This is a genomic window from Vibrio sp. Vb1337 (genome assembly GCF_033338715.1).
Lineage (GTDB): Bacteria > Pseudomonadota > Gammaproteobacteria > Enterobacterales > Vibrionaceae > Vibrio > Vibrio alginolyticus.
Genome location: NZ_JAWOTD010000001.1, coordinates 366146 through 384498 on the forward strand (window position 1 = coordinate 366146; position 18353 = coordinate 384498).

General features: G+C 43.2%; 19 protein-coding genes. 4 read left to right on the forward strand and 15 right to left on the reverse strand.

Annotated elements, in window-relative coordinates; genetic code table 11:
- Window positions 1–67 precede the first annotated feature (67 nt).
- The 5 genes from R7E42_RS01555 to potA all read right to left on the reverse strand — a co-directional run bounded on the left by R7E42_RS01555 (window position 68) and on the right by potA (window position 5215).
- Window positions 68–1105 (reverse strand): extracellular solute-binding protein, encoded by a 1038-nt coding sequence (locus R7E42_RS01555; RefSeq protein WP_033905298.1) that lies wholly within the window; start codon window positions 1103–1105, stop codon window positions 68–70.
- Between the two features lie 249 nt (window positions 1106–1354).
- Window positions 1355–2386 (reverse strand): extracellular solute-binding protein, encoded by a 1032-nt coding sequence (locus R7E42_RS01560; RefSeq protein ID WP_017634902.1) that lies wholly within the window; start codon window positions 2384–2386, stop codon window positions 1355–1357.
- 102 nt (window positions 2387–2488) lie between these two features.
- A complete protein-coding gene (gene potC, locus R7E42_RS01565) occupies window positions 2489–3259 on the reverse strand; it encodes a spermidine/putrescine ABC transporter permease PotC (protein ID WP_005389180.1) in 771 nt (256 codons plus the stop codon).
- Window positions 3259–4119: a spermidine/putrescine ABC transporter permease PotB gene (gene potB, locus R7E42_RS01570; RefSeq protein WP_005377512.1), complete on the reverse strand. Its 861-nt coding sequence runs from the start codon at window positions 4117–4119 to the stop codon at window positions 3259–3261. Before potB ends, potC begins: the two co-directional genes overlap by 1 nt.
- Window positions 4100–5215, reverse strand: coding sequence for a spermidine/putrescine ABC transporter ATP-binding protein PotA (potA, locus tag R7E42_RS01575; protein WP_047102297.1), 1116 nt, complete (start codon window positions 5213–5215; stop codon window positions 4100–4102). The genes potB and potA overlap by 20 nt, the downstream gene beginning before the upstream one ends.
- Window positions 5216–5615: 400 nt before the next feature.
- Between potA and R7E42_RS01580 the strand changes: the two genes are divergently transcribed.
- From R7E42_RS01580 to ttcA, 4 genes are all read left to right on the forward strand, one after another.
- The gene (locus R7E42_RS01580; RefSeq protein ID WP_005389175.1) at window positions 5616–6413 is read left to right on the forward strand and encodes a hypothetical protein; all 798 of its coding nucleotides are present in this window, start codon (window positions 5616–5618) and stop codon (window positions 6411–6413) included.
- Window positions 6406–7242, forward strand: coding sequence for a glucosaminidase domain-containing protein (locus tag R7E42_RS01585; protein WP_017634900.1), 837 nt, complete (start codon window positions 6406–6408; stop codon window positions 7240–7242). The genes R7E42_RS01580 and R7E42_RS01585 overlap by 8 nt, the downstream gene beginning before the upstream one ends.
- A 13-nt stretch (window positions 7243–7255) precedes the next feature.
- Window positions 7256–7918 (forward strand): DUF2987 domain-containing protein, encoded by a 663-nt coding sequence (locus tag R7E42_RS01590; protein WP_042522976.1) that lies wholly within the window; start codon window positions 7256–7258, stop codon window positions 7916–7918.
- Between the two features lie 199 nt (window positions 7919–8117).
- Entirely contained in the window at window positions 8118–9011 is an 894-nt protein-coding gene (gene ttcA / locus R7E42_RS01595; RefSeq protein WP_005377502.1) for a tRNA 2-thiocytidine(32) synthetase TtcA, read from the forward strand.
- 140 nt (window positions 9012–9151) lie between these two features.
- Here the strand turns inward: ttcA and uspE are convergent, their stop codons facing one another.
- The 10 genes from uspE to ccoN form a co-directional block, all read right to left on the reverse strand.
- Window positions 9152–10099, reverse strand: a complete 948-nt coding sequence (gene uspE / locus R7E42_RS01600) for a universal stress protein UspE (RefSeq protein WP_033905303.1) — start codon at window positions 10097–10099, stop codon at window positions 9152–9154.
- A 180-nt stretch (window positions 10100–10279) separates the two neighbouring features.
- A complete protein-coding gene (locus R7E42_RS01605) occupies window positions 10280–11026 on the reverse strand; it encodes an FNR family transcription factor (protein WP_005377497.1) in 747 nt (248 codons plus the stop codon).
- A gap of 90 nt (window positions 11027–11116) precedes the next feature.
- On the reverse strand, window positions 11117–11797 hold the full coding sequence (locus R7E42_RS01610; protein WP_017634899.1) for a sulfite exporter TauE/SafE family protein: 681 nt from the start codon (window positions 11795–11797) through the stop codon (window positions 11117–11119).
- Window positions 11798–11805: 8 nt separating this feature from the next.
- The gene (gene ccoS, locus R7E42_RS01615) at window positions 11806–11970 is read right to left on the reverse strand and encodes a cbb3-type cytochrome oxidase assembly protein CcoS (RefSeq protein ID WP_005377493.1); all 165 of its coding nucleotides are present in this window, start codon (window positions 11968–11970) and stop codon (window positions 11806–11808) included.
- Between the two features lie 15 nt (window positions 11971–11985).
- Window positions 11986–14349, reverse strand: coding sequence for a heavy metal translocating P-type ATPase (locus R7E42_RS01620; RefSeq protein ID WP_213903950.1), 2364 nt, complete (start codon window positions 14347–14349; stop codon window positions 11986–11988).
- Between the two features lie 4 nt (window positions 14350–14353).
- Window positions 14354–14830 carry a FixH family protein gene (locus tag R7E42_RS01625; RefSeq protein ID WP_005377489.1) on the reverse strand — a complete coding sequence of 159 codons (477 nt, stop codon included), beginning with the start codon at window positions 14828–14830 and terminating at the stop codon, window positions 14354–14356.
- 105 nt (window positions 14831–14935) lie between these two features.
- Window positions 14936–15910 carry a cytochrome-c oxidase, cbb3-type subunit III gene (ccoP, locus tag R7E42_RS01630; RefSeq protein ID WP_005377487.1) on the reverse strand — a complete coding sequence of 325 codons (975 nt, stop codon included), beginning with the start codon at window positions 15908–15910 and terminating at the stop codon, window positions 14936–14938.
- A complete protein-coding gene (locus tag R7E42_RS01635) occupies window positions 15910–16083 on the reverse strand; it encodes a cbb3-type cytochrome oxidase subunit 3 (RefSeq protein WP_005377485.1) in 174 nt (57 codons plus the stop codon). The genes ccoP and R7E42_RS01635 overlap by 1 nt, the downstream gene beginning before the upstream one ends.
- A 9-nt stretch (window positions 16084–16092) precedes the next feature.
- Window positions 16093–16713: a cytochrome-c oxidase, cbb3-type subunit II gene (gene ccoO / locus R7E42_RS01640; RefSeq protein ID WP_005377475.1), complete on the reverse strand. Its 621-nt coding sequence runs from the start codon at window positions 16711–16713 to the stop codon at window positions 16093–16095.
- Between the two features lie 12 nt (window positions 16714–16725).
- Entirely contained in the window at window positions 16726–18153 is a 1428-nt protein-coding gene (gene ccoN / locus R7E42_RS01645; RefSeq protein ID WP_005396488.1) for a cytochrome-c oxidase, cbb3-type subunit I, read from the reverse strand.
- Window positions 18154–18353: the final 200 nt, after the last annotated feature.

Sequence of the window (18353 nt, forward strand, 5' to 3'; positions counted from 1 at the left end):
TTGTCTTGTCATTAAGAGCAAAAAAGCGGCTCATGAGCCGCTTTTTCATATCTTTAAAACTAACGAATTAGTTATTCACTTTTAGCTTTTGGAAGTACTCATCGTACATTACGCTCGCTTCGCCAACTTCGTCTTGCCAAGTACCGCTGTCCATCACTTCTTGTGGTGGGAAGATGCTTGGATCATTAGCAAATTCTTTCGGTAGCAGATCGTGTGCCGTTTTAACTGGAGTAGGGTAACCAATCTCTAGTGCGATTTTAGCTGCATTCTCAGGACGTAGTAGGAAATCGATCATCTTATGAGCGGCGTCAACGTTCTTCGCGCCAGTTGGAATAGCTAAGCTGTCCATCCAGAAGATAGTGCCTTTTTCTGGCCAGATGATGTCGATGTTCGCGCCTTCTTGACGAGCCATGTATGCAGAACCGTTCCAAAGCATGCCTAGTGAAACTTCACCCGCAAGGTAAGGGTTTGCAGGAAAGTCTGAGTTAAATACTAATACGTTTGGCATTAGCTTTTTCAGTTCTTCGTAAGCGGCTTTGATTTCTTCTGGGTTAGTCGTGTTTGGTGAGTAACCAAGCTTAGTCAATGCAATGTGGAATACTTCGCGAGAATCATCCATCAGCATTAGTTGACCTTCCCACTTGCTATCCCAGAAATCATCCCATTTAGAAACCGATGACTTGTCTAGCATGTCAGCATTGATACCAATACCGGTCGCACCCCAAATGTATGGGATAGAGTAGTTGTTGTTCGGATCGAACGGTTTGTTTAGGAAGTTAGTATCAAGATCGGCAAAATGAGATAATTTCTCTTTGTCGATCTGTTGTAGCATGCCTTCTTTACGCATTTTAGAGACGAAATAGGTAGACGGTACTACCAAGTCGTAACCAGAACCTTGAGTTTTTAGTTTTGCGTACATACTCTCGTTAGATTCGTATGTAGAGTAAATAACTTTGATTCCGGTTTCTTTTGTAAAGTCTTCAAGAACTTCGTTTGGAATGTATTCCGACCAGTTGTAGAAATACAGTTCTTGATCAGCAGCCATTGCAGGGGTAGCGATGAGCGTCGCTGCACATAGAGCGCTTGCGTAGAATTTACTTTTCATTTGTTTTCCGTTTTGTTTCGCGATTGGACAAGTCAATACTAGCTGGAGTTATCAAGTTGAGCCAAATCGCAGTAAGCACAAATATGTTCATTTAGCTTGAATATCGTTGTCTCCTTGTTATGAGACGATAAATCTATGATACCAAGACAAATAAACCTAGCAACGCGCGATTATATCAGCCTAAGACAAAAATAGGCAGCGTATTGCTGCCTATTTTCCTATGGTTGATGACTTGTTACACAAGCTAGATTATTGTCCCGCTTTCAGCTTGAGGAAATAATCTTCGTACTTAACGGTTAGATCACCAACCGCATCTTGCCATTCAACGCGGTCAAGGTCTTCTTGAGAAGGGAACAGTGGGGCAACGTCTTTAAACTTAGCATTCGATTCTTCCACCGCCGTTAGGTAGCCAGTATCACGAGAGATTTGCTCTGCGATTTCTGGGCGCAGTAGGAAGTCAATCATCTTGTGAGCGGCTTCTACGTTCTTCGCACCGGAAGAGATAGCGAAGTTATCAACCCAGCCGATACCGCCTTCTTTAGGAAAAACGAGTTTAAGGTTCAGGCCTTCACTTTGTGCCGCTGCGGCGCTACCGTTCCAAAGCATACCAACGCCCACTTCACCAGACATGTAAGGTGCGCCAGGGTTGTCAGAGTTGAAAACTAAAACGTTAGGCATCAACTTTTGTAGCTCAGCGTACGCTTCATCGATTTGCTTAGGGTCTTTTGAGTTACCTGAGTAGCCAAGTTTACGCAGAGCGATATGGAACACTTCACGAGTGTCGTCCATCAACATTACTTGACCTTCAAGCTCAGGCTTCCATAGGTCAGCCCAGCTTTGGAAGTCGTTTGGATCGTACATATCTGCGTTAACCGCTAGGCCTGTAATCGCAACAACGTGTGGGATAGAGTAGTCGTTACTTGGATCGTAAGGCTTGTCTAGGTAGTTTTTATCTAGGTTGCCGAAGTTTTTCAGCTTAGTCTTATCGATCTTTTGTAGCATGCCTTCGTCACGCATCTTCGCCACGAAGTACGTTGAAGGTACTACTAGGTCATAACCTTGGTTATGGGTTTTTAGCTTTGCATACAAAGTTTCGTTCGACTCGTAAGTCGAGTAGATTACTTTGATGCCAGTTTCTTTAGTAAATTGCTCTAGGATATTACTGTTGATGTAAGGACCCCAGTTCATAAATACTAATTCTTTATCATCCGCTGTCGCTGTACCAGAGAACAGAGAAAGCGCACATGCACTACCAGCTAATAGAGTAGCCCATTTTTTCATTGACGTTAGCTCCAAACCAAACGTTGTCCAATTTTGGACGATAGATAGAAAAACAGAATGGCATGTAACCATTCTGTTTCGTGATGTTAACAGGTGCGGATTCTACTTCACTTTTTCTCTTGCTAGCAACTGAGAAATTACTACCAAGACCAAAGAAACAATCAACATCACCGTTGCTAGGGCGTTCACTTCTGGTGAAATGCCCACCTTAACCATGGAGTAAATCTTCAATGGCAAGATTTCGTATGTTGGACCCGTTACAAACGAGCTGATGATCACATCGTCCAAAGACAGGGTAAAGCTCAATAACCAACCTGCGGCAACCGCTGGTTTAGCGAGAGGAAGGATGATCTGTTTCAAGATAACCCACTCGCTTGCACCAAGGTCTTTTGCTGCTTCCAACATTTTCACATCAAAGCCATTTAAGCGGCTGTATACAGTTACCACAACGAATGGTAGACAAAAGGTGATGTGAGCAATCAATAGTGTAAAGAAGCCAAGCTGTGCGCCTAATACTAGGAACAGAGCAAGTAATGAAATCGCCATTACAATATCGGGAGACATCATCACGACAAACAGCATGCCGTTTACCGCACCTTTACCTTTGAACGAGTAACGGAATAGGGCAACGGCCGTTAAGCTACCAATGATGGTTGCTGCTGTCGCTGAGAATACCGCTACGTTCAATGAATGCCATGCAGCTTGCATTAGGCTGTCGTTATTTACTAAGGTTTCGTACCATTTCGTGGTGAAACCACCCCATTTCATACCAAATTTGTTGGCATTAAATGAGTTAACAATTAAGACGATGATTGGCAGATACAAAAATGCATACACCAGCGCCATAAAGCTAAATCTAACTGTGCGTCCCATTAGTCTAGCTCCACTTTCTTATTCAATAGTTTGCCTGCTCTGTAGTAAGCGTAAAGCATCACAGCCATTGCGAAGGTGAGGGCGATACTGGTCGCAGCACCAAATGGCCAGTCACGAGCGTTCAATACTTGGCTCTTAATAACGTTACCAATCAGTAGGTTCTTCGCACCACCAAGAAGGTCAGAGATGTAGAACATACCTAGTGCTGGTAGCAGAACCAACAAACAACCACCGATAATGCCAGGCATTGTAAGAGGTAGAATCACTTTCGTAATGGTTTGGAACTTGTTCGCACCAAGATCTTTCGCCGCCTCGATATAAGTGTTGTCCAACTTCTCGATTGCCGAGTAAAGCGGCAGAATCATAAATGGAAGCAGGATGTACACAAGACCAATCATTACTGCTGTTTCGGTGTACATAATACGTAATGGCTTATCGATGATTTCCATCGCCATTAATGATTTGTTCAAAATACCTTGTGTACCCAGAACAATCTTCAGGCCGTAAGTACGGATAAGAGAGTTTGTCCAAAAAGGTACGATAACTAAGAACAACATGAATGGGCGCCATTTCTCTGGCATTTTCGCTATGATGTAAGCAAATGGGTAACCAATTACTAAACACAACAACGTCGCCACAATCGCCATGTAGAACGAGTGCATCAGCACTTTCGCATACAAGGGATCGAGTAGACGTAAGTAGTTGTCGAAAGTAAATGTCATTTCGATTAAGTTTGCTTCATCACGCGTTAAGAAACTCGTACCGATAATCATCACATTTGGTACCAACACGAAAAGTGTTAACCAACCGACGATTAAGGTAATGATCGCGTTTTGAAGATTAATCTTCTTGCTTATCATTGAGGACTACCTCCCAGCTCTCAACCCAAGTGATAGCGACTTTCTGGCCAAGTGAGTGGTCCACATCAGGATCATCTTCGTTAAAGAATTCGCTAACCATTACACGCATGCCTGAATCCAATTGGATAACTGAATCAAGCGTCATACCTTTATAGGTACGCTCTGTTACGTGACCTACGATGCCTTTTTCTTCAGACTCTTTGATCTCTTCGATACGTAAGTCTTCTGGGCGAAGTAGTACTTGCAGTTTTTCACCTGCTTGCGCTTCCTGATCGTAGTAAACAACAGACTCGACACCTTCGATTTCTGCACGGATACGTTTCTCGTCGATACGCTCTAGCATGGTTGCGTTGAATACGTTGATCTCACCGATAAAGCGAGCAACAAATAGGTTCTTCGGCTCTTCGTAAATCTCACGTGGAGAACCATCCTGCTCGATAACACCATCGCGCATTACAATAATGCGGTCAGACATCGATAGGGCTTCTTCCTGATCGTGCGTAACGAAGATAAAGGTAATACCAAGCTGACGCTGAAGCTGTTTAAGCTCGATTTGCATTTGCTTACGTAGTTTGTAATCAAGTGCAGATAGAGATTCATCTAGCAGCAGTACTTTTGGCTTGTTCACAACCGCACGCGCAATGGCGATACGTTGTTGTTGACCACCAGAAAGTTGGTGAGGCTTACGCTGTGCCATTTTTTCTAGGCGAACCATGCGAAGCGCATCCATAACTCGTGGCTCGATCTCTGCTGCAGGTGTTTTCTGCATGCGCAGACCAAAAGCAACGTTTTCAAATACGGTCATATGAGGGAAGAGTGCATAACTCTGAAATACCGTGTTGACGTGCCTTTGCTCTGCAGGAACCTGTGTTACATCCTGGTCATCCAAAATAATTTGACCGTTATCTGCCGTTTCAAAACCTGCAATCATGCGTAAAACTGTTGTCTTACCACAACCAGAAGGCCCGAGAATCGTCAGAAATTCACCATGATTAACATCCAGATTTAAATTACCGATGATTTCCTTACCATCGAAACTTTTACTAATACCAGATAAACGAATAACTGGCTTTCCTGCTTGCGGTTTTGCGTTCAACGTCTGTATTTCCCCCACGTTCAAGCCGGGATTATCCCAGCTGATGTGACACTAACCATTCACTTTTGAGGCGCGCATCATAATCACCAAAAGTGTGAAATTAAAGCATTTTCTTATCTTGAAACAGAAATAATTTTGCAGGAAAAAGCCATCATTCCTTACCATACTGTTTTTATGAGATTAATTGGCATCTAGACACAGTTTGATAGCACTAAACTTTGTTCAACAATTGTTTCAATTTCATGACCTTGAAAGTGGTTAATTATCAACCATACAGTTGAGATTGCAAGGATTGTAGGTGAGTTGTGATGTTAGATGTGGAAAGATTTCTTTATAATGACGATTACATTAATTGACTGGAATTCCAGTCAAAATTTTACAAGTTAGTCTTGGATAAACTATGAACGACGATTTTGAGAAAGATTTCAATCTTGGGGGGAGTGTAGAGCGAGCTTTGTCTGGCAACTACGAGCTTAAAGCTGGCGCGGTTTTTAACGAAGCTTGGCGAGCAACCATCCAGCACTTTTTATCATTTTCTCCTGCCATTATTGTATTGCTTTTTGTCCAGTTAGGTATTTTCTATATTGCATTAAAACTGCAGTTGGGCGATTTGAGCGTTATTCTTGATGCATTTGAGAACCCAGAGTCGTTCACAAACGATATTGTGTCTTCTATTTATGTCGCGAATTTCAGTTATGAGGTGATTAGCGCACCAATTTATGCGGGGATCAGCTTGATGGCTATGAGCCATGTCGCCGGCCTGAAGACTAAGTTGCGCCATGTTGGAAAGGGGTTGCAGTTCACCATTCCTGTTATTCTAGCAACGCTCATGAGCTTAATGCTACAAGGTGTGGTTGGTATGATTTTTCCTTTACTGTCGCTGTATCTTTCCTTGGCATTTAGTCACTCTATTTTGTTGATTTGTGAGAAAAGGGTGCCACCAATGCAAGCGTTGCTGTTATCACTTCGCGCAATCAACAAGAAGATTTTTGTGGTCGCGGGGCTTTACTTAGGCGTGATGTTAATGTTTATTATTGCAGCAATGTTCTACGGTATTGGCTTGATTTTTGTGCTGCCATTCTTCTTCCATTTGAAAGGCATACTCTACCGCGAAATGTTTGGAATTAAGCTTAAGATCGTTACAACACAGAAAAACGATAATGATCACGATGGTAACTCACAGGTGTTTGATGCCTAATTCTTTGAAATCAATAAGTTTACGAGTGGCGGCAACCTGTATAGCCGCCACTTTTATTTCTATAGGCCCATATTTACACTACGAGAAACAGTTTAAATATGTGGAAAATCCTGACGTACTCTCTGGCAAGATTAAGCATGTCGATTTATCACACTTGCCATACATCGGTGATATCCCAGACTTCAATTCAATAAAAGATACGAAAGAGAAAAAAGCTGCTTTTTTTGATTTTTTAAGGCCTAAAATTGCTCTTGAGAATCAACGAATTCGTCATGAGCGGGCCTTTCTTACCTCTTTAAAGGTGGGACAAGTGACGCAAGAACAACAAGAGTATGCTCAGCGGTTATCATCTCTGTATTCGTTGCCCTTGAGTAACGATAAGATTGATCAAGCATGGCTAGACGAGATGCTTGTGCGAGTGAACGTCTTACCTGAAGCCTTGGTTCTAACTCAAGCGGCAAATGAATCTGCGTGGGGCACTTCTCGTTTTGCTACTCAAGCAAACAACTTGTTCGGCCAATGGTGTTATAAAAAGGGCTGTGGAATTGTTCCAGCGCAACGTGGCGCTAACAAAGTTCATGAAGTTGAAAAATTCGATTCTGTACAACAGTCTGTTCATGGCTACTTTATGAATGTTAATCGAAACCCAGCGTATGCAGACCTGCGTGAAATCAGAACATCTCTGGCTGAAAAGAACAAGGGCTTGTTAACGGTTGCAACCGCGTCAGAGTTAACGCATGGGTTGCTAGCCTATTCTGAACGTGGCATCGCCTATGTACACGATCTTCGCGCTATGATTCGTCATAACAACGCCTACTGGACGCAATAAAATAACGGATAAAATGAAAAAGTTAAGCCTAAGTCTATTGGGAAGTGCGGCGCTAATTCTTGTATCGCCGATAACCCAAGCTCAAGAGTACATGTTCACGTACTCAAAGTTATACACTCAACTAAAAAACAACAATAAAGAAGGGCATGACGATGTGAAAGTTGGTGTCTTTTTTGTGGACGCAAAAACTAAACAAATTTGTACGATAGAAAAAGCTTGGATGGAAAAAGAAGAGCACTATGAAGAGTTTGTTATCCCTGCTTCACAAGAGTTGCCTTTACCTGTTGATAAAAACTTAAAGTCAGCGAATCCGTTGGTTTTTATCGATACCCCAAAAGATACACGTTGCGATTACTCACTTGTCGTGATGACCAAAGAACCATTACAGGGTAACGTTTCTTACGAGCAACTTAAGCCTCTTCTACCTCAAATGCAGACGATGCTGGAAGATTTAGGCGGTATGTTTGCGGGTTGGTTTACACCGGAAGTTCAAGGTGTGACGATGGAGTTTGCAAATCAACTGAATGATAAAGTGATTTTCTCAAACGGAACCGAAAAGCCAATTGTCAATGGCAAGATACAAGTCGCACTAAGTGAAATAGGGCAAGGTGGCACAATGACACTACCAGAACCGACGATGCGAGTGTTACCTTATCTACCTAACGCAAAGAAATGAACACTGAACGTTTAGAAAGGGCTGCAATCGCAGCTCTTTTTTCATTTGTGACCGTAACTAAAGTATCTTTCACACTCTTTTCTTAAAGACTCAATAAGACAAGCATTTAATCCTGTGTAAAAAGCTCGTATAATCCACGCCCCAAAGAAACCCATGTTAGGAAGTCCTAGTCGATTTATCGGCGATGTGAGAGCCCGCAATGAACCAAATAGATACAAGAAAAGAAACCCTAGAATTCAACAAGCTTCAGAAACGCCTGAGAAGACATGTTGGAAATGCCATTACTGATTACAACATGATCGAAGAAGGCGATGTTGTGATGGCATGTATTAGCGGTGGTAAAGATTCATTCGCGATGCTTGATATCCTGTTGAATCTTCAAAAAGCTGCGCCAATCAAATTTGAAGTGGTTGCAGTAAACCTAGACCAAAAACAACCGGGCTTCCCTGAGCACATTCTGCCAGAGTATTTCGAAACACTGAATATCCCTTACTATATTGTCGATAAGGACACGTATTCCGTCGTAAAAGAGAAGGTACCAGAAGGCAAAACCACTTGTGGTCTTTGTTCACGCCTGCGACGTGGTACGCTGTATTCATTTGCAGAGAAGATTGGTGCAACTAAGCTTGCGCTAGGTCATCACATGGATGACATCGTCGAAACAATGTTCTTGAACATGTTCCACGGCTCTCGCCTTAAAGCGATGCCACCAAAGCTACGCTCTGATGATGGTCGTAACGTGGTCATTCGTCCATTGACTTACTGTCGTGAAAAAGATTTGATCAAATACGCTGAGCACAAGGATTTCCCAATAATTCCGTGTAACCTTTGTGGCTCTCAAGAGAACCTTCAGCGTCAATCTATAAAAGCAATGTTGATTGAATGGGATAAGAAGACGCCAGGGCGTGTGGAAGCAATTTTTAAATCAATTCAAAACGTAAGCCCAAGCCAACTAGCAGACCGCGAATTGTTCGACTTTGTTAACTTACCGCTAGATCGTGAAGGTAACCGCGAAGAGTATGAATTTAATGAGGCTGTCGTTTCTTCGACGAATATTGATGAATCAATGTTCATCGATGTTACGAACATCTAACTCGTAAAAAAGGAGGTCAATTAGACCTCCTTTTTTGTACCCAATGCTTTAACTGTTCCCAAACAAAAATCCCCCTGTATTGGGGGGATTTATTAGCGCTTATTTGAAAGCGCTCAATACATAACAATACTAAAGAGAGATTAGGTTGCTGTATTTGGATCGAGAGGACTAATGTAGCCTTTTGGTTTTAGAGCCAACACGTCGCAATTTATTTTATCAATTACGTGCTCCGCTGTATTACCAATAAAGACAGCAGAAAGCCCAGTTCGCCCTGTAGTACCTAAAATAACCATTGCAGCATTCAAGCGCTCTGCAGCTGACGGAATGACATCTTCAGGTAAACCTTGCTCAACTATCGTTTGTTCTTCATCAAGACCATGTTTTTGGCGTAGTGCTTTCATAGCCGTTAAATGATGACCTCGCACTGCATCGGTATAAGTCGTTGGGTCAAATTCAGGAAGTTCAATCGTAATGTTCGCCGGTGTAACGGGGTAGGCGTTAACAAGATATGGCTTGGCCTCAAGCCGAGTGGTGATTTCTTTTAATCGCTCGACCATCGTATCGTTGAGATCAATATGAGTCGGGTTTTCTGAGCCCACATGTACTGAGGCAAGGATACTTGCTTGTTCCGGCCAAGCAGCATTCTTGATAAGAAGCACTGGAATAGGGCATTTTCGCAACAAGTGCCAATCTGTCGGTGTGAAAATGACAGACTCTAAAACATCATGCTTACGTGTGCCTTTGATGACTAGGTCATGATTGCCTGCATAGACTTCAGCAATAATCGCCTCATAAGGGCGGTTGTGCCAGACAACACAAACATCAAAGTCGAAGCCATCGTTTAGGTATGGTTGAGCAATTTTACGCATCCACTGCTCACGCTGATGAATGACACCTCGACGCATAGCATCTCTTTCATCCACTGATAGCATTGACGTCATGTCATACGAGAAATCGTAAATGGATAAAAAGAAAGTGATTCGGCTTCTAGATACACTTTTCTGAGCTAATTGAACAGCTCTTGCAAGTGCGGGCTGCTCATCATTATTGATGTCAGCTACAACAAGGATCTTACTGTATATACTCATAACTAAGCCCACTTCTATTGCAAAACCAGATACTGAATGTAAATTAAATCAGTATTTTGGAGTACTCACCGTACATTTTTACTGTAGCTTAGTTTGGAGAACTTTTTGAGGACTTTCGAAAGGAATTTATGAGAAATATGATGTAGCTCATTTTCGAGCTACATCAATAATTAGGGTGTATTATTCTTTAGTTACACCAGCAAGTTCCATCAATGCATCGTGGTCTAAGATAGTGATATATTTACCTTTTACGCTTAGGATCTCAGATTTCTGGAAACGACCTAACAAACGACTGATCGTTTCAACTGTAAGACCAAGGTAGTTGCCAATATCACCACGAGTCATAGTTAAACGAAACTCTCTAGGGCTGAAGCCACGCTGAGAAAAACGCGTTGATAGGTTGTAAAGGAAAGCAGCTAGTCGCTCTTCTGCATTCTTTTTAGAAAGAAGCAAAATCATTTCCTGATCACCTTTAATTTCGTTACTCATCAAACGCATGATTTGCTGGCGAAGCTTAGGCATCTTACCCGATAGATCGTCTAGAATTTCGTATGGGATTTCACATACCATCGACGTTTCGAGTGCTTGAGCAAAGCTAGGGTGGGAGTCACCAGTGATAGCATCGAAACCGACTAAGTCTCCAGCTAAGTGAAACGCTGTGATTTGCTCATCACCTTGCTCTGTGATCGTATAGCTCTTGATGGTACCAGAGCGGATAGCGTATAGCGATTTTAGCTCATCACCGGCCTTAAAAAGCTCTTGTCCTTTTTGAATAGGCTTCTTACGTTCGATGATTTGGTCAAGCTGGTCAAGTTCTGCCTCATTTAGAGTGAACGGGATACACAGTTGACTAATGCTACAATCTTGGCAATGAATGGCGCAACCGCCTGATTGGATACGCTTTGTTGCAGGTTTTTCAGAAATCATAACAACCTTTCACTATTTGATATACATCAATATTTTAGCATCGCTTAATCCTAAAGGGTAGCAAAAATGTCACCTCAATAGAGTTTAACGTTATATGAAACCGAGTAACGCTAAGGCTCCTACAGCGGTATACGTACCATAGCCAATAAGGATTAATGCTGAAATATTTCTAAATATTAATGATTTTTGTAATTTCTGAAAATGATTGGCACCGTATCCAATAATAAGCATTGCAGGTAGCGTTCCGAGCCCAAACGCAAGCATAATTAGGCCGCCGTTCATCGCACTACCAGAAACCGCCGACCAAGTAAGTGCTGAATAAACTAAGCCACATGGTAACCAACCCCAAATAAAGCCAAATGGCAACGCGTGAAGAGGATGCTTTAGTGGCAACAGATTCTTCCCTGCCGGCGAGATAAAGCGCCAGATATACTGCCCTAGCTTTTCTATTAAAAGTAAGCCTTGCCACCATTTAGCAATATACAGCGCGACCAGGATCATGAATAACGCAGCAATCAGCCTTAACCAAGCAAGAGAGTGCGTTAACCCACTAAGCTCAGATAAACCTGATATAGCACCACCCACTAATGCACCTATTAAGGTATAACTGATCAATCGTCCGAGGTTGTAGAAGAGGGGGATAAGAGGGGTAGTTTTATTTTTAGCAGAAGAGCCCATGGTAAGCAGAGACGCGATACCACCACACATACCCATACAATGACCGGCTCCTACTAAGCCGATCATCAACGCACCGATAAAATCAGGAGTCATAAAGGTCGCTACTTTTTATCACTATTAGATTGGTCTTCTTCGTCGAGAAGAATGTTGTGCCCTTGCCGTTCAAGATCTTCAAACTGATCGCTTCTTACCGCCCAAAGAAAAACGGCGACAGCAACACAAACGAGAACGATAGCGATGGGAATCAATATATAAAGACTTTCCATGTTTGCTTTCTCTACTTATTTCTCTTTGAGCAGGCGCAAAGAGTTAGATACAACGATAATTGAGCTTGCAGACATGCCAACTACTGCAATGTAGGGAGCCACTAAACCTGCGACCGCCAAAGGCAAAATTAACAGGTTGTAACCCAAAGACCAAGCCAAGTTTTCTCGAATAATCTTTCTTGTACGCAGTGCAAGCAAACGTGCCTCTAGTAGCTTTTCGAGATTATCCCCAAGTAACGTCATATCTGCAGAAGCTTTAGCGACATCTGTACCACCGCCCATTGCGACAGAAAGGTGAGCTCCGGCGAGAGTCGGCGCGTCATTGATTCCATCACCAACCATCATAGTGATACTGTTTTCGTCCAAGCTCTTAAGGTATGCAAGCTTATCTTCTGGCTTTGCTGACGCGACGATGTGATCGATACCAATTTCATTCGCCACTGGTTGGGCGTTTGAGAGAGAATCACCAGTTAGCAGGGTTGTCTTAATTCCAGCGTCAGCAAAACGTTGAATAAAGGCTTTGCTTTCTTTTCGGATAGGGTCGCGGTAGTAAAAGCTAGCGACATGCTTGCCATCAACCGACAGATAGACCGCCTGGCTTTCACCACTTTCTTTGCCTTGAACAAAAGCAGCACTACCTATCTTAACGATTTTGCCATTCCACATACCCTCAATCCCTGAACCAATCACGTTTTGCACGTCAGACACTATAAAGTCATCATTGGTGTAAGTTGCAAAAGAACGAGCGATAGGGTGGTTTGCATGAGCCTCTAAAGCTGCAGCTAGTGATAGACAATCTTTCTGTGGGAGATCACTAAGTACCTTTGTTTCACAGATCTCAATATCACCTTTCGTTAGAGTGCCTGTTTTATCTACAACTAAGTGGTTGATCTTACATAGTGTCTCAAACACATGGCCTTTACGAAGCAAAATGCCAAAATTACCCATTCTAGAGGTAGCACAAGTGAGAGCGGTCGGAGTGGCCAGAGATAGCGCACATGGACACGTAGCGACTAACACAGACAGCATGATCCAAAACGCATCATCTGGTTTTGTTTGATGCCAGTAAAACCAAGTACCAGCAGAGATAATAAGAACCACACCAACAAAGTAACGGGCGACAATGTCTGCAATTTCCGCAATTTTAGGTTTGGAGTGTTGAGCTTCATCTTGTAAACGCACGATATTAGAAATCATTGAATCGGCCTTTGAGCTTACTACCTCGAGTTCAAATGATTCGTCTCCGTTTAGCGTTCCCGCATAGACGACATCACCTTCTCGTTTCACAACGTGCACTGACTCACCCGTTAGCATGGATTCATCAATATGAATACGGCCTGAAATAACTTTACCGTCAGCGGGGATATGTTCACCAGGTAGAACGCGAATACGATCGCCAACTTTTAGCGTCTTCACGGGTATCTGATCACCGTCTAGCGTTGTAGCAATTGCCGGAATCAACTTAAGAAGGTTACCACTCGCTGCAGCAGCTTTGCGACGAGCGCGCATCTCTAAGAATCGACCTACTAACAAAAAGAAGGTAAACATCGAGATAGATTCAAAGAAGACTTCGCCTTGTTCAGTTACTGTTGCAACTAAACTTGCAACATAGGCAAAGATCAACGCGATAGAAACCGGGACATCCATACCAAGGGTTCGGCCTTTGATACTGCGCCATGCGTTTAAGTAAAATGGAAGAGCGGAATAAAGCAAAACAGGAGTAGCAAAAATCAAACTTACCCAACGAAAGTAACTTTTAAACTCTGGCTCTAAATCACCAAAGACTTCGAGATACAGTGCAACGGCGAGCATCATGACCTGCATGGTTGCTAAACCTGCAATACCTAGCCGATATAGATATTGCTTCATCATTCGATGGTAAGAGGCTTCTTGCTTATCTGCTTCAAAAGGTGCAGCTTTGTAACCAAGTTTATGAATAACGGAAAGGAGCTCGCTTAACCGTACCTGAGTTTTATCCCAGGCTAGTAACGCTCGATTGGTGGTTGTATTAACACGGATAGATACCAACCCGGCCGTATTAGAAACTTGCTTTTCGATTAACCACGCACAAGCGGCACATGAAACGCCTTCCAAAGAAAGGGTTACTTCAGAAACATTTTCGCGATTTCGTACGAATTCAGATTGTACATCCGCATTGTCATAATGAATTAAAGCTTGGAGTTGCTCTGGTACTAGGTCTGCCTTTTCTGCAGGCGCAGTGCGGTATTGGTAATATGATACAAGACCACTATCGACAATAGTCTGCGCCACAGTTTCGCAGCCCGGACAACACATGTCGCGAATTTCACCCAATATTTCTACTTTGAAATCCGTGTTGGCTGGTACATCTTCACCGCAGTGATAACAGGATTTACACATATGCTTACTTCATTAACGGTGTTGAAGAGGCAGGAAACTCAACTTTACCTTGGATCATCCATTGCTTGTCGTGTGGTTGTAGTTCAACAAACCATGGTCCTTGAATAGATTCCTCAGCTTTTAGTCGGTAATTACCAGATGCATCCGCTGTTACAAGCTTTGTGAAGTCACGATCAGGAAGAGTACGATGAGTGAAAGTGGCCGTTAGAGCAGGGTAATGAGGTAGCTTCCCTTTAGCGAAAACAATCACAACATTGTTATTTTCAGAGGAAATCTCAGCGTTAAGACCTAGGTCACGAGCGACATTCATTTTACTAATGTCGATATTAATGCCTTTGCCTTTTTTATAGTAATCCTCGGCGACTAAAGAAACAGAGTTGTTCGAGAAAACGACCACAGTAATCACAGTCCAAACTACGACAGTAAGAGGAAGGATGATTAGGAACCACGGCCAAAATTGTTTATACCAAGGCTTTACCATAAAAAAGTTCTCAACAGCTAAATGAAAAAATGTAAGGCGTTAAATTTAAAGGAAAGACAGCCCCTATGAAAGGGGCTGTTATTGCTATGTTACGTAATATCTCAGTTACTTACTCTCTGAGTTACTTAAACTCCAGACATATGAGGCAACGAGCTGAACTTTATCTTCACCCAAAATGTCTTTCCACGCAGGCATTACGCCTGAGCGTCCGTTCATTACGGTTTCTGTTACAGCTGCACGAGAGTCACCAAATAACCAGTCTTGGTCTGTAAGGTCAGGCGCACCGACTGCAGGGTTACCCTTACCATCGGTACCATGACAAGCAGCACACACTACGAAGCGTGCTTTACCTGCCGCGGCTTCACGAGCATTTACTTTACGACCAGATAGACTAAGTGTGTAACTTACAACTTCTTGAACACCTTGCTCACCAAGGGCATCTTTCCATGCTGGCATTTGACCAATACGGCCGTGCATGATGGTTGTAACGATCGCTGCTGGCTCGCCACCATATAGCCATGCATCATCAGTCAGGTTAGGGAAGCCTTTCTGACCACGTGCATCAGAGCCATGGCATTGAGAACAGTTTTGCAAAAACAAACGCTGACCAACTTTTAATGCTTCAGGATCTTGCGCAATTTCAGGAATTGGGCGTAGACCACTGTCATTGTGCGCAAGTTTACGGAATGCTTCGCCGAAGTAAGCGTCGGCATCATCCAGTTCTTTTGCATATTGGTTTAGTTGCTTGTTCTCTTGTGCTGCAGCGATGGCTTCTTTTGACTCTTCTAGTGAGCGAACGGTTTGAGCCGAACTCTGCCAGTTTAAAAAGCCCTTGAAGCTACCTAGACCTGGGAATAGGGCAAGGTAAACTGCTGCGAACACAAATGTGCTTACAAACAGGTAAGTCCACCACTTTGGTAGAGGGTTGTTTAGCTCGCGAATACCATCGTACTCGTGGCCCATGTCTTCCCCTTCCTCGACGCCCATTTTATCTTTAGCGCACCAAGTCAGGAGAATCGCACAGCCTACTAGCGTACCGACAGTAATCACGATAATCCAGAGACTCCAGAATGTAGTCATTACTTCTTCACTCCTTGGTTATTAGGGGTCTTTTGTTCTTCGTCAGCAAACACCAAGTTGGCATCTTCTTCAAAGCGTGCTTTACGCTTTTTACTAAATGCCCACCATACGATGCCAATAAAACTAGCGAAGAGTACAACGGTATAAATACTATGAATTGTACCGAAATCCATATGATCCCCTTACTTCATTGCATGACCAAGAGACTGAAGGTAAGCGATGATTGCATCCATCTCTGTTTTACCTTCTACTTCTTTAGCCGAATTCGCGATCTCTTCATCAGTGTATGGAACGCCGAACTGATCACGAAATAGCTCAAGTTTCTTCTGAGTTAGCTTACCGTCTAAAACGTTTTCAGCTAGCCACGGGAAACCTGGCATGTTTGACTCAGGTACAAGCTCACGAGGATCTAACAGGTGAACACGGTGCCATTCGTCAGAATAACGACCACCAACACGAGCTAAATCCGGGCCTGTACGCTTAGAGCCCCAAAGGAATGGGTGTTCCCAAACACTCTCACCAGCAACAGAGTAGTGACCGTAACGTTCAGTCTCTGAGCGGAAAGGACGAACCATCTGGCTGTGACAGACGTTACAACCTTCACGGATGTAGATATCACGGCCTTCCATCTCCAAAGGAGTGTAAGCGCGCAGATTTTCTACAGGTTCAGTCGTTTGCTTTTGGAAAATCAGAGGAGTGATCTCTACAAGAGCACCCCAACTGATAGCAAACACGATAAAAATAGCCAACAAACCGACATTACGTTCTAAGATTTCATGGCGATTATTAGAATTATTACTCATTCTTAAATCTCCTTATGCCGGATGTGGGATAGCTTTTAGGCTTTCTTTAGGTGCACTTACCGTTTTGTACGTGTTGTATGCCATTAGGAACATACCAGATAGGAAGATAAATCCGCCTAGGAAACGTACAAAGTAGAACGGATAAGACGCTTCTACAGATTCAACAAAACTGTAAGTTAGCGTACCGTCAGAGTTAACCGCGCGCCACATAAGACCTTGCATTACACCAGAGATCCACATCGCAACGATGTAAAGAACGGTACCGATTGTTGCTAGCCAGAAATGCACATTAACTAGACCAACAGAGTACATACGCTCTTGGCCAAATAGGCGAGGTACCAAGTGATATACAGAGCCGATAGAAACCATCGCAACCCAACCTAACGCACCAGAGTGAACGTGACCAATGGTCCAGTCTGTGTAGTGAGAAAGTGCATTAACCGTCTTAATCGACATCATCGGGCCTTCAAAGGTAGACATACCGTAGAACGACAGTGAAACGATTAGGAAACGTAGAATAGGGTCATAACGAAGCTTATGCCATGCACCAGATAACGTCATAATACCGTTGATCATACCACCCCAAGAAGGAGCAAATAGAACCAGCGACATAACCATACCTAGAGACTGAGTCCAGTCTGGTAGCGCTGTATAATGAAGGTGGTGAGGGCCTGCCCAAATATATAGAGAAATAAGTGCCCAGAAGTGAACGATAGATAGACGGTAAGAATAAACAGGACGTTCAGCTTGTTTAGGAACGAAGTAGTACATCATACCTAGGAAACCAGCGGTCAGTAGGAAACCTACCGCATTGTGTCCATACCACCACTGAACCATCGCATCCACTGCGCCCGAGTAAATCGAGTAAGATTTACCAAGTGACACAGGAATAGCCATGCTGTTCACGATGTGAAGTACTGCTACTGTGATAATAAAGGCACCGAAGAACCAGTTTGCCACATAAATATGTGACGTGTTTCGCTTCACTAGTGTGCCGAAGAACACCACCGCATATGATACCCATACTAGCGCAATTGCGATATCAATAGGCCATTCTAGCTCAGCATACTCTTTACCCGATGTTAAACCGAGAGGCAAAGTAATGGCTGCTGCCAGGATGATTGCTTGCCAACCCCAAAAGGTGAAGGCAACGAGTGGGCCACCAAAAAGACGTGTTTGACATGTGCGCTGTACAACATAATAAGACGTTGCGAACAGAGCACTGGTACCAAACGCAAAAATTACCGCATTAGTATGCAGTGGACGTAAGCGACTGTACGTCAACCACGGCGTATCAAAGTTTAGCTGTGGCCAAACTAATTGAGCGGCAATCAAAACACCAACAGCCATACCAACTATGCCCCATAAAATGGTCACAAGGGTAAATTGGCGAACGACTGTATAGTTGTAGTTTTGTTCAAGCTGCTTTACTTGGCTCATTTGCATGCTTCCAATTTCTAATTAACTACACTTTTACTTCCAACACGACTTGCGTCGTAACACCACCCAAGTAAACTCTAGAATTCAAGTGTTATCATCACCTTATTTCCATTGCTGACTTTAATAAAAAGTGGCATTTTCAGCGTGACACTATACTTGAATTAACAATTCAATGACAGGGTAGTAACCTTACTGGACCT

Bases quoted from the DNA above. Each gene is read 5' to 3' on its own strand.
- R7E42_RS01560 (WP_017634902.1), bottom strand. From the start codon at position 2,386: ATGAAAAAATGGGCTACTCTATTAGCTGGTAGTGCATGTGCGCTTTCT.
- uspE (WP_033905303.1), bottom strand. From the start codon at position 10,099: ATGAGTATATACAGTAAGATCCTTGTTGTAGCTGACATCAATAATGAT.
- ttcA (WP_005377502.1), top strand. From the start codon at position 8,118: ATGAACCAAATAGATACAAGAAAAGAAACCCTAGAATTCAACAAGCTT.
- R7E42_RS01610 (WP_017634899.1), bottom strand. From the start codon at position 11,797: ATGACTCCTGATTTTATCGGTGCGTTGATGATCGGCTTAGTAGGAGCC.
- R7E42_RS01580 (WP_005389175.1), top strand. From the start codon at position 5,616: ATGAACGACGATTTTGAGAAAGATTTCAATCTTGGGGGGAGTGTAGAG.
- R7E42_RS01555 (WP_033905298.1), bottom strand. From the start codon at position 1,105: ATGAAAAGTAAATTCTACGCAAGCGCTCTATGTGCAGCGACGCTCATC.
- R7E42_RS01625 (WP_005377489.1), bottom strand. From the start codon at position 14,830: ATGGTAAAGCCTTGGTATAAACAATTTTGGCCGTGGTTCCTAATCATC.
- potC (WP_005389180.1), bottom strand. From the start codon at position 3,259: ATGGGACGCACAGTTAGATTTAGCTTTATGGCGCTGGTGTATGCATTT.
- ccoO (WP_005377475.1), bottom strand. From the start codon at position 16,713: ATGAGTAATAATTCTAATAATCGCCATGAAATCTTAGAACGTAATGTC.
- potB (WP_005377512.1), bottom strand. From the start codon at position 4,119: ATGATAAGCAAGAAGATTAATCTTCAAAACGCGATCATTACCTTAATC.
- R7E42_RS01590 (WP_042522976.1), top strand. From the start codon at position 7,256: ATGAAAAAGTTAAGCCTAAGTCTATTGGGAAGTGCGGCGCTAATTCTT.
- R7E42_RS01620 (WP_213903950.1), bottom strand. From the start codon at position 14,349: ATGTGTAAATCCTGTTATCACTGCGGTGAAGATGTACCAGCCAACACG.
- R7E42_RS01635 (WP_005377485.1), bottom strand. From the start codon at position 16,083: ATGGATTTCGGTACAATTCATAGTATTTATACCGTTGTACTCTTCGCT.
- ccoN (WP_005396488.1), bottom strand. From the start codon at position 18,153: ATGAGCCAAGTAAAGCAGCTTGAACAAAACTACAACTATACAGTCGTT.
- R7E42_RS01605 (WP_005377497.1), bottom strand. From the start codon at position 11,026: ATGATTTCTGAAAAACCTGCAACAAAGCGTATCCAATCAGGCGGTTGC.
- ccoS (WP_005377493.1), bottom strand. From the start codon at position 11,970: ATGGAAAGTCTTTATATATTGATTCCCATCGCTATCGTTCTCGTTTGT.
- ccoP (WP_005377487.1), bottom strand. From the start codon at position 15,910: ATGACTACATTCTGGAGTCTCTGGATTATCGTGATTACTGTCGGTACG.
- R7E42_RS01585 (WP_017634900.1), top strand. From the start codon at position 6,406: ATGCCTAATTCTTTGAAATCAATAAGTTTACGAGTGGCGGCAACCTGT.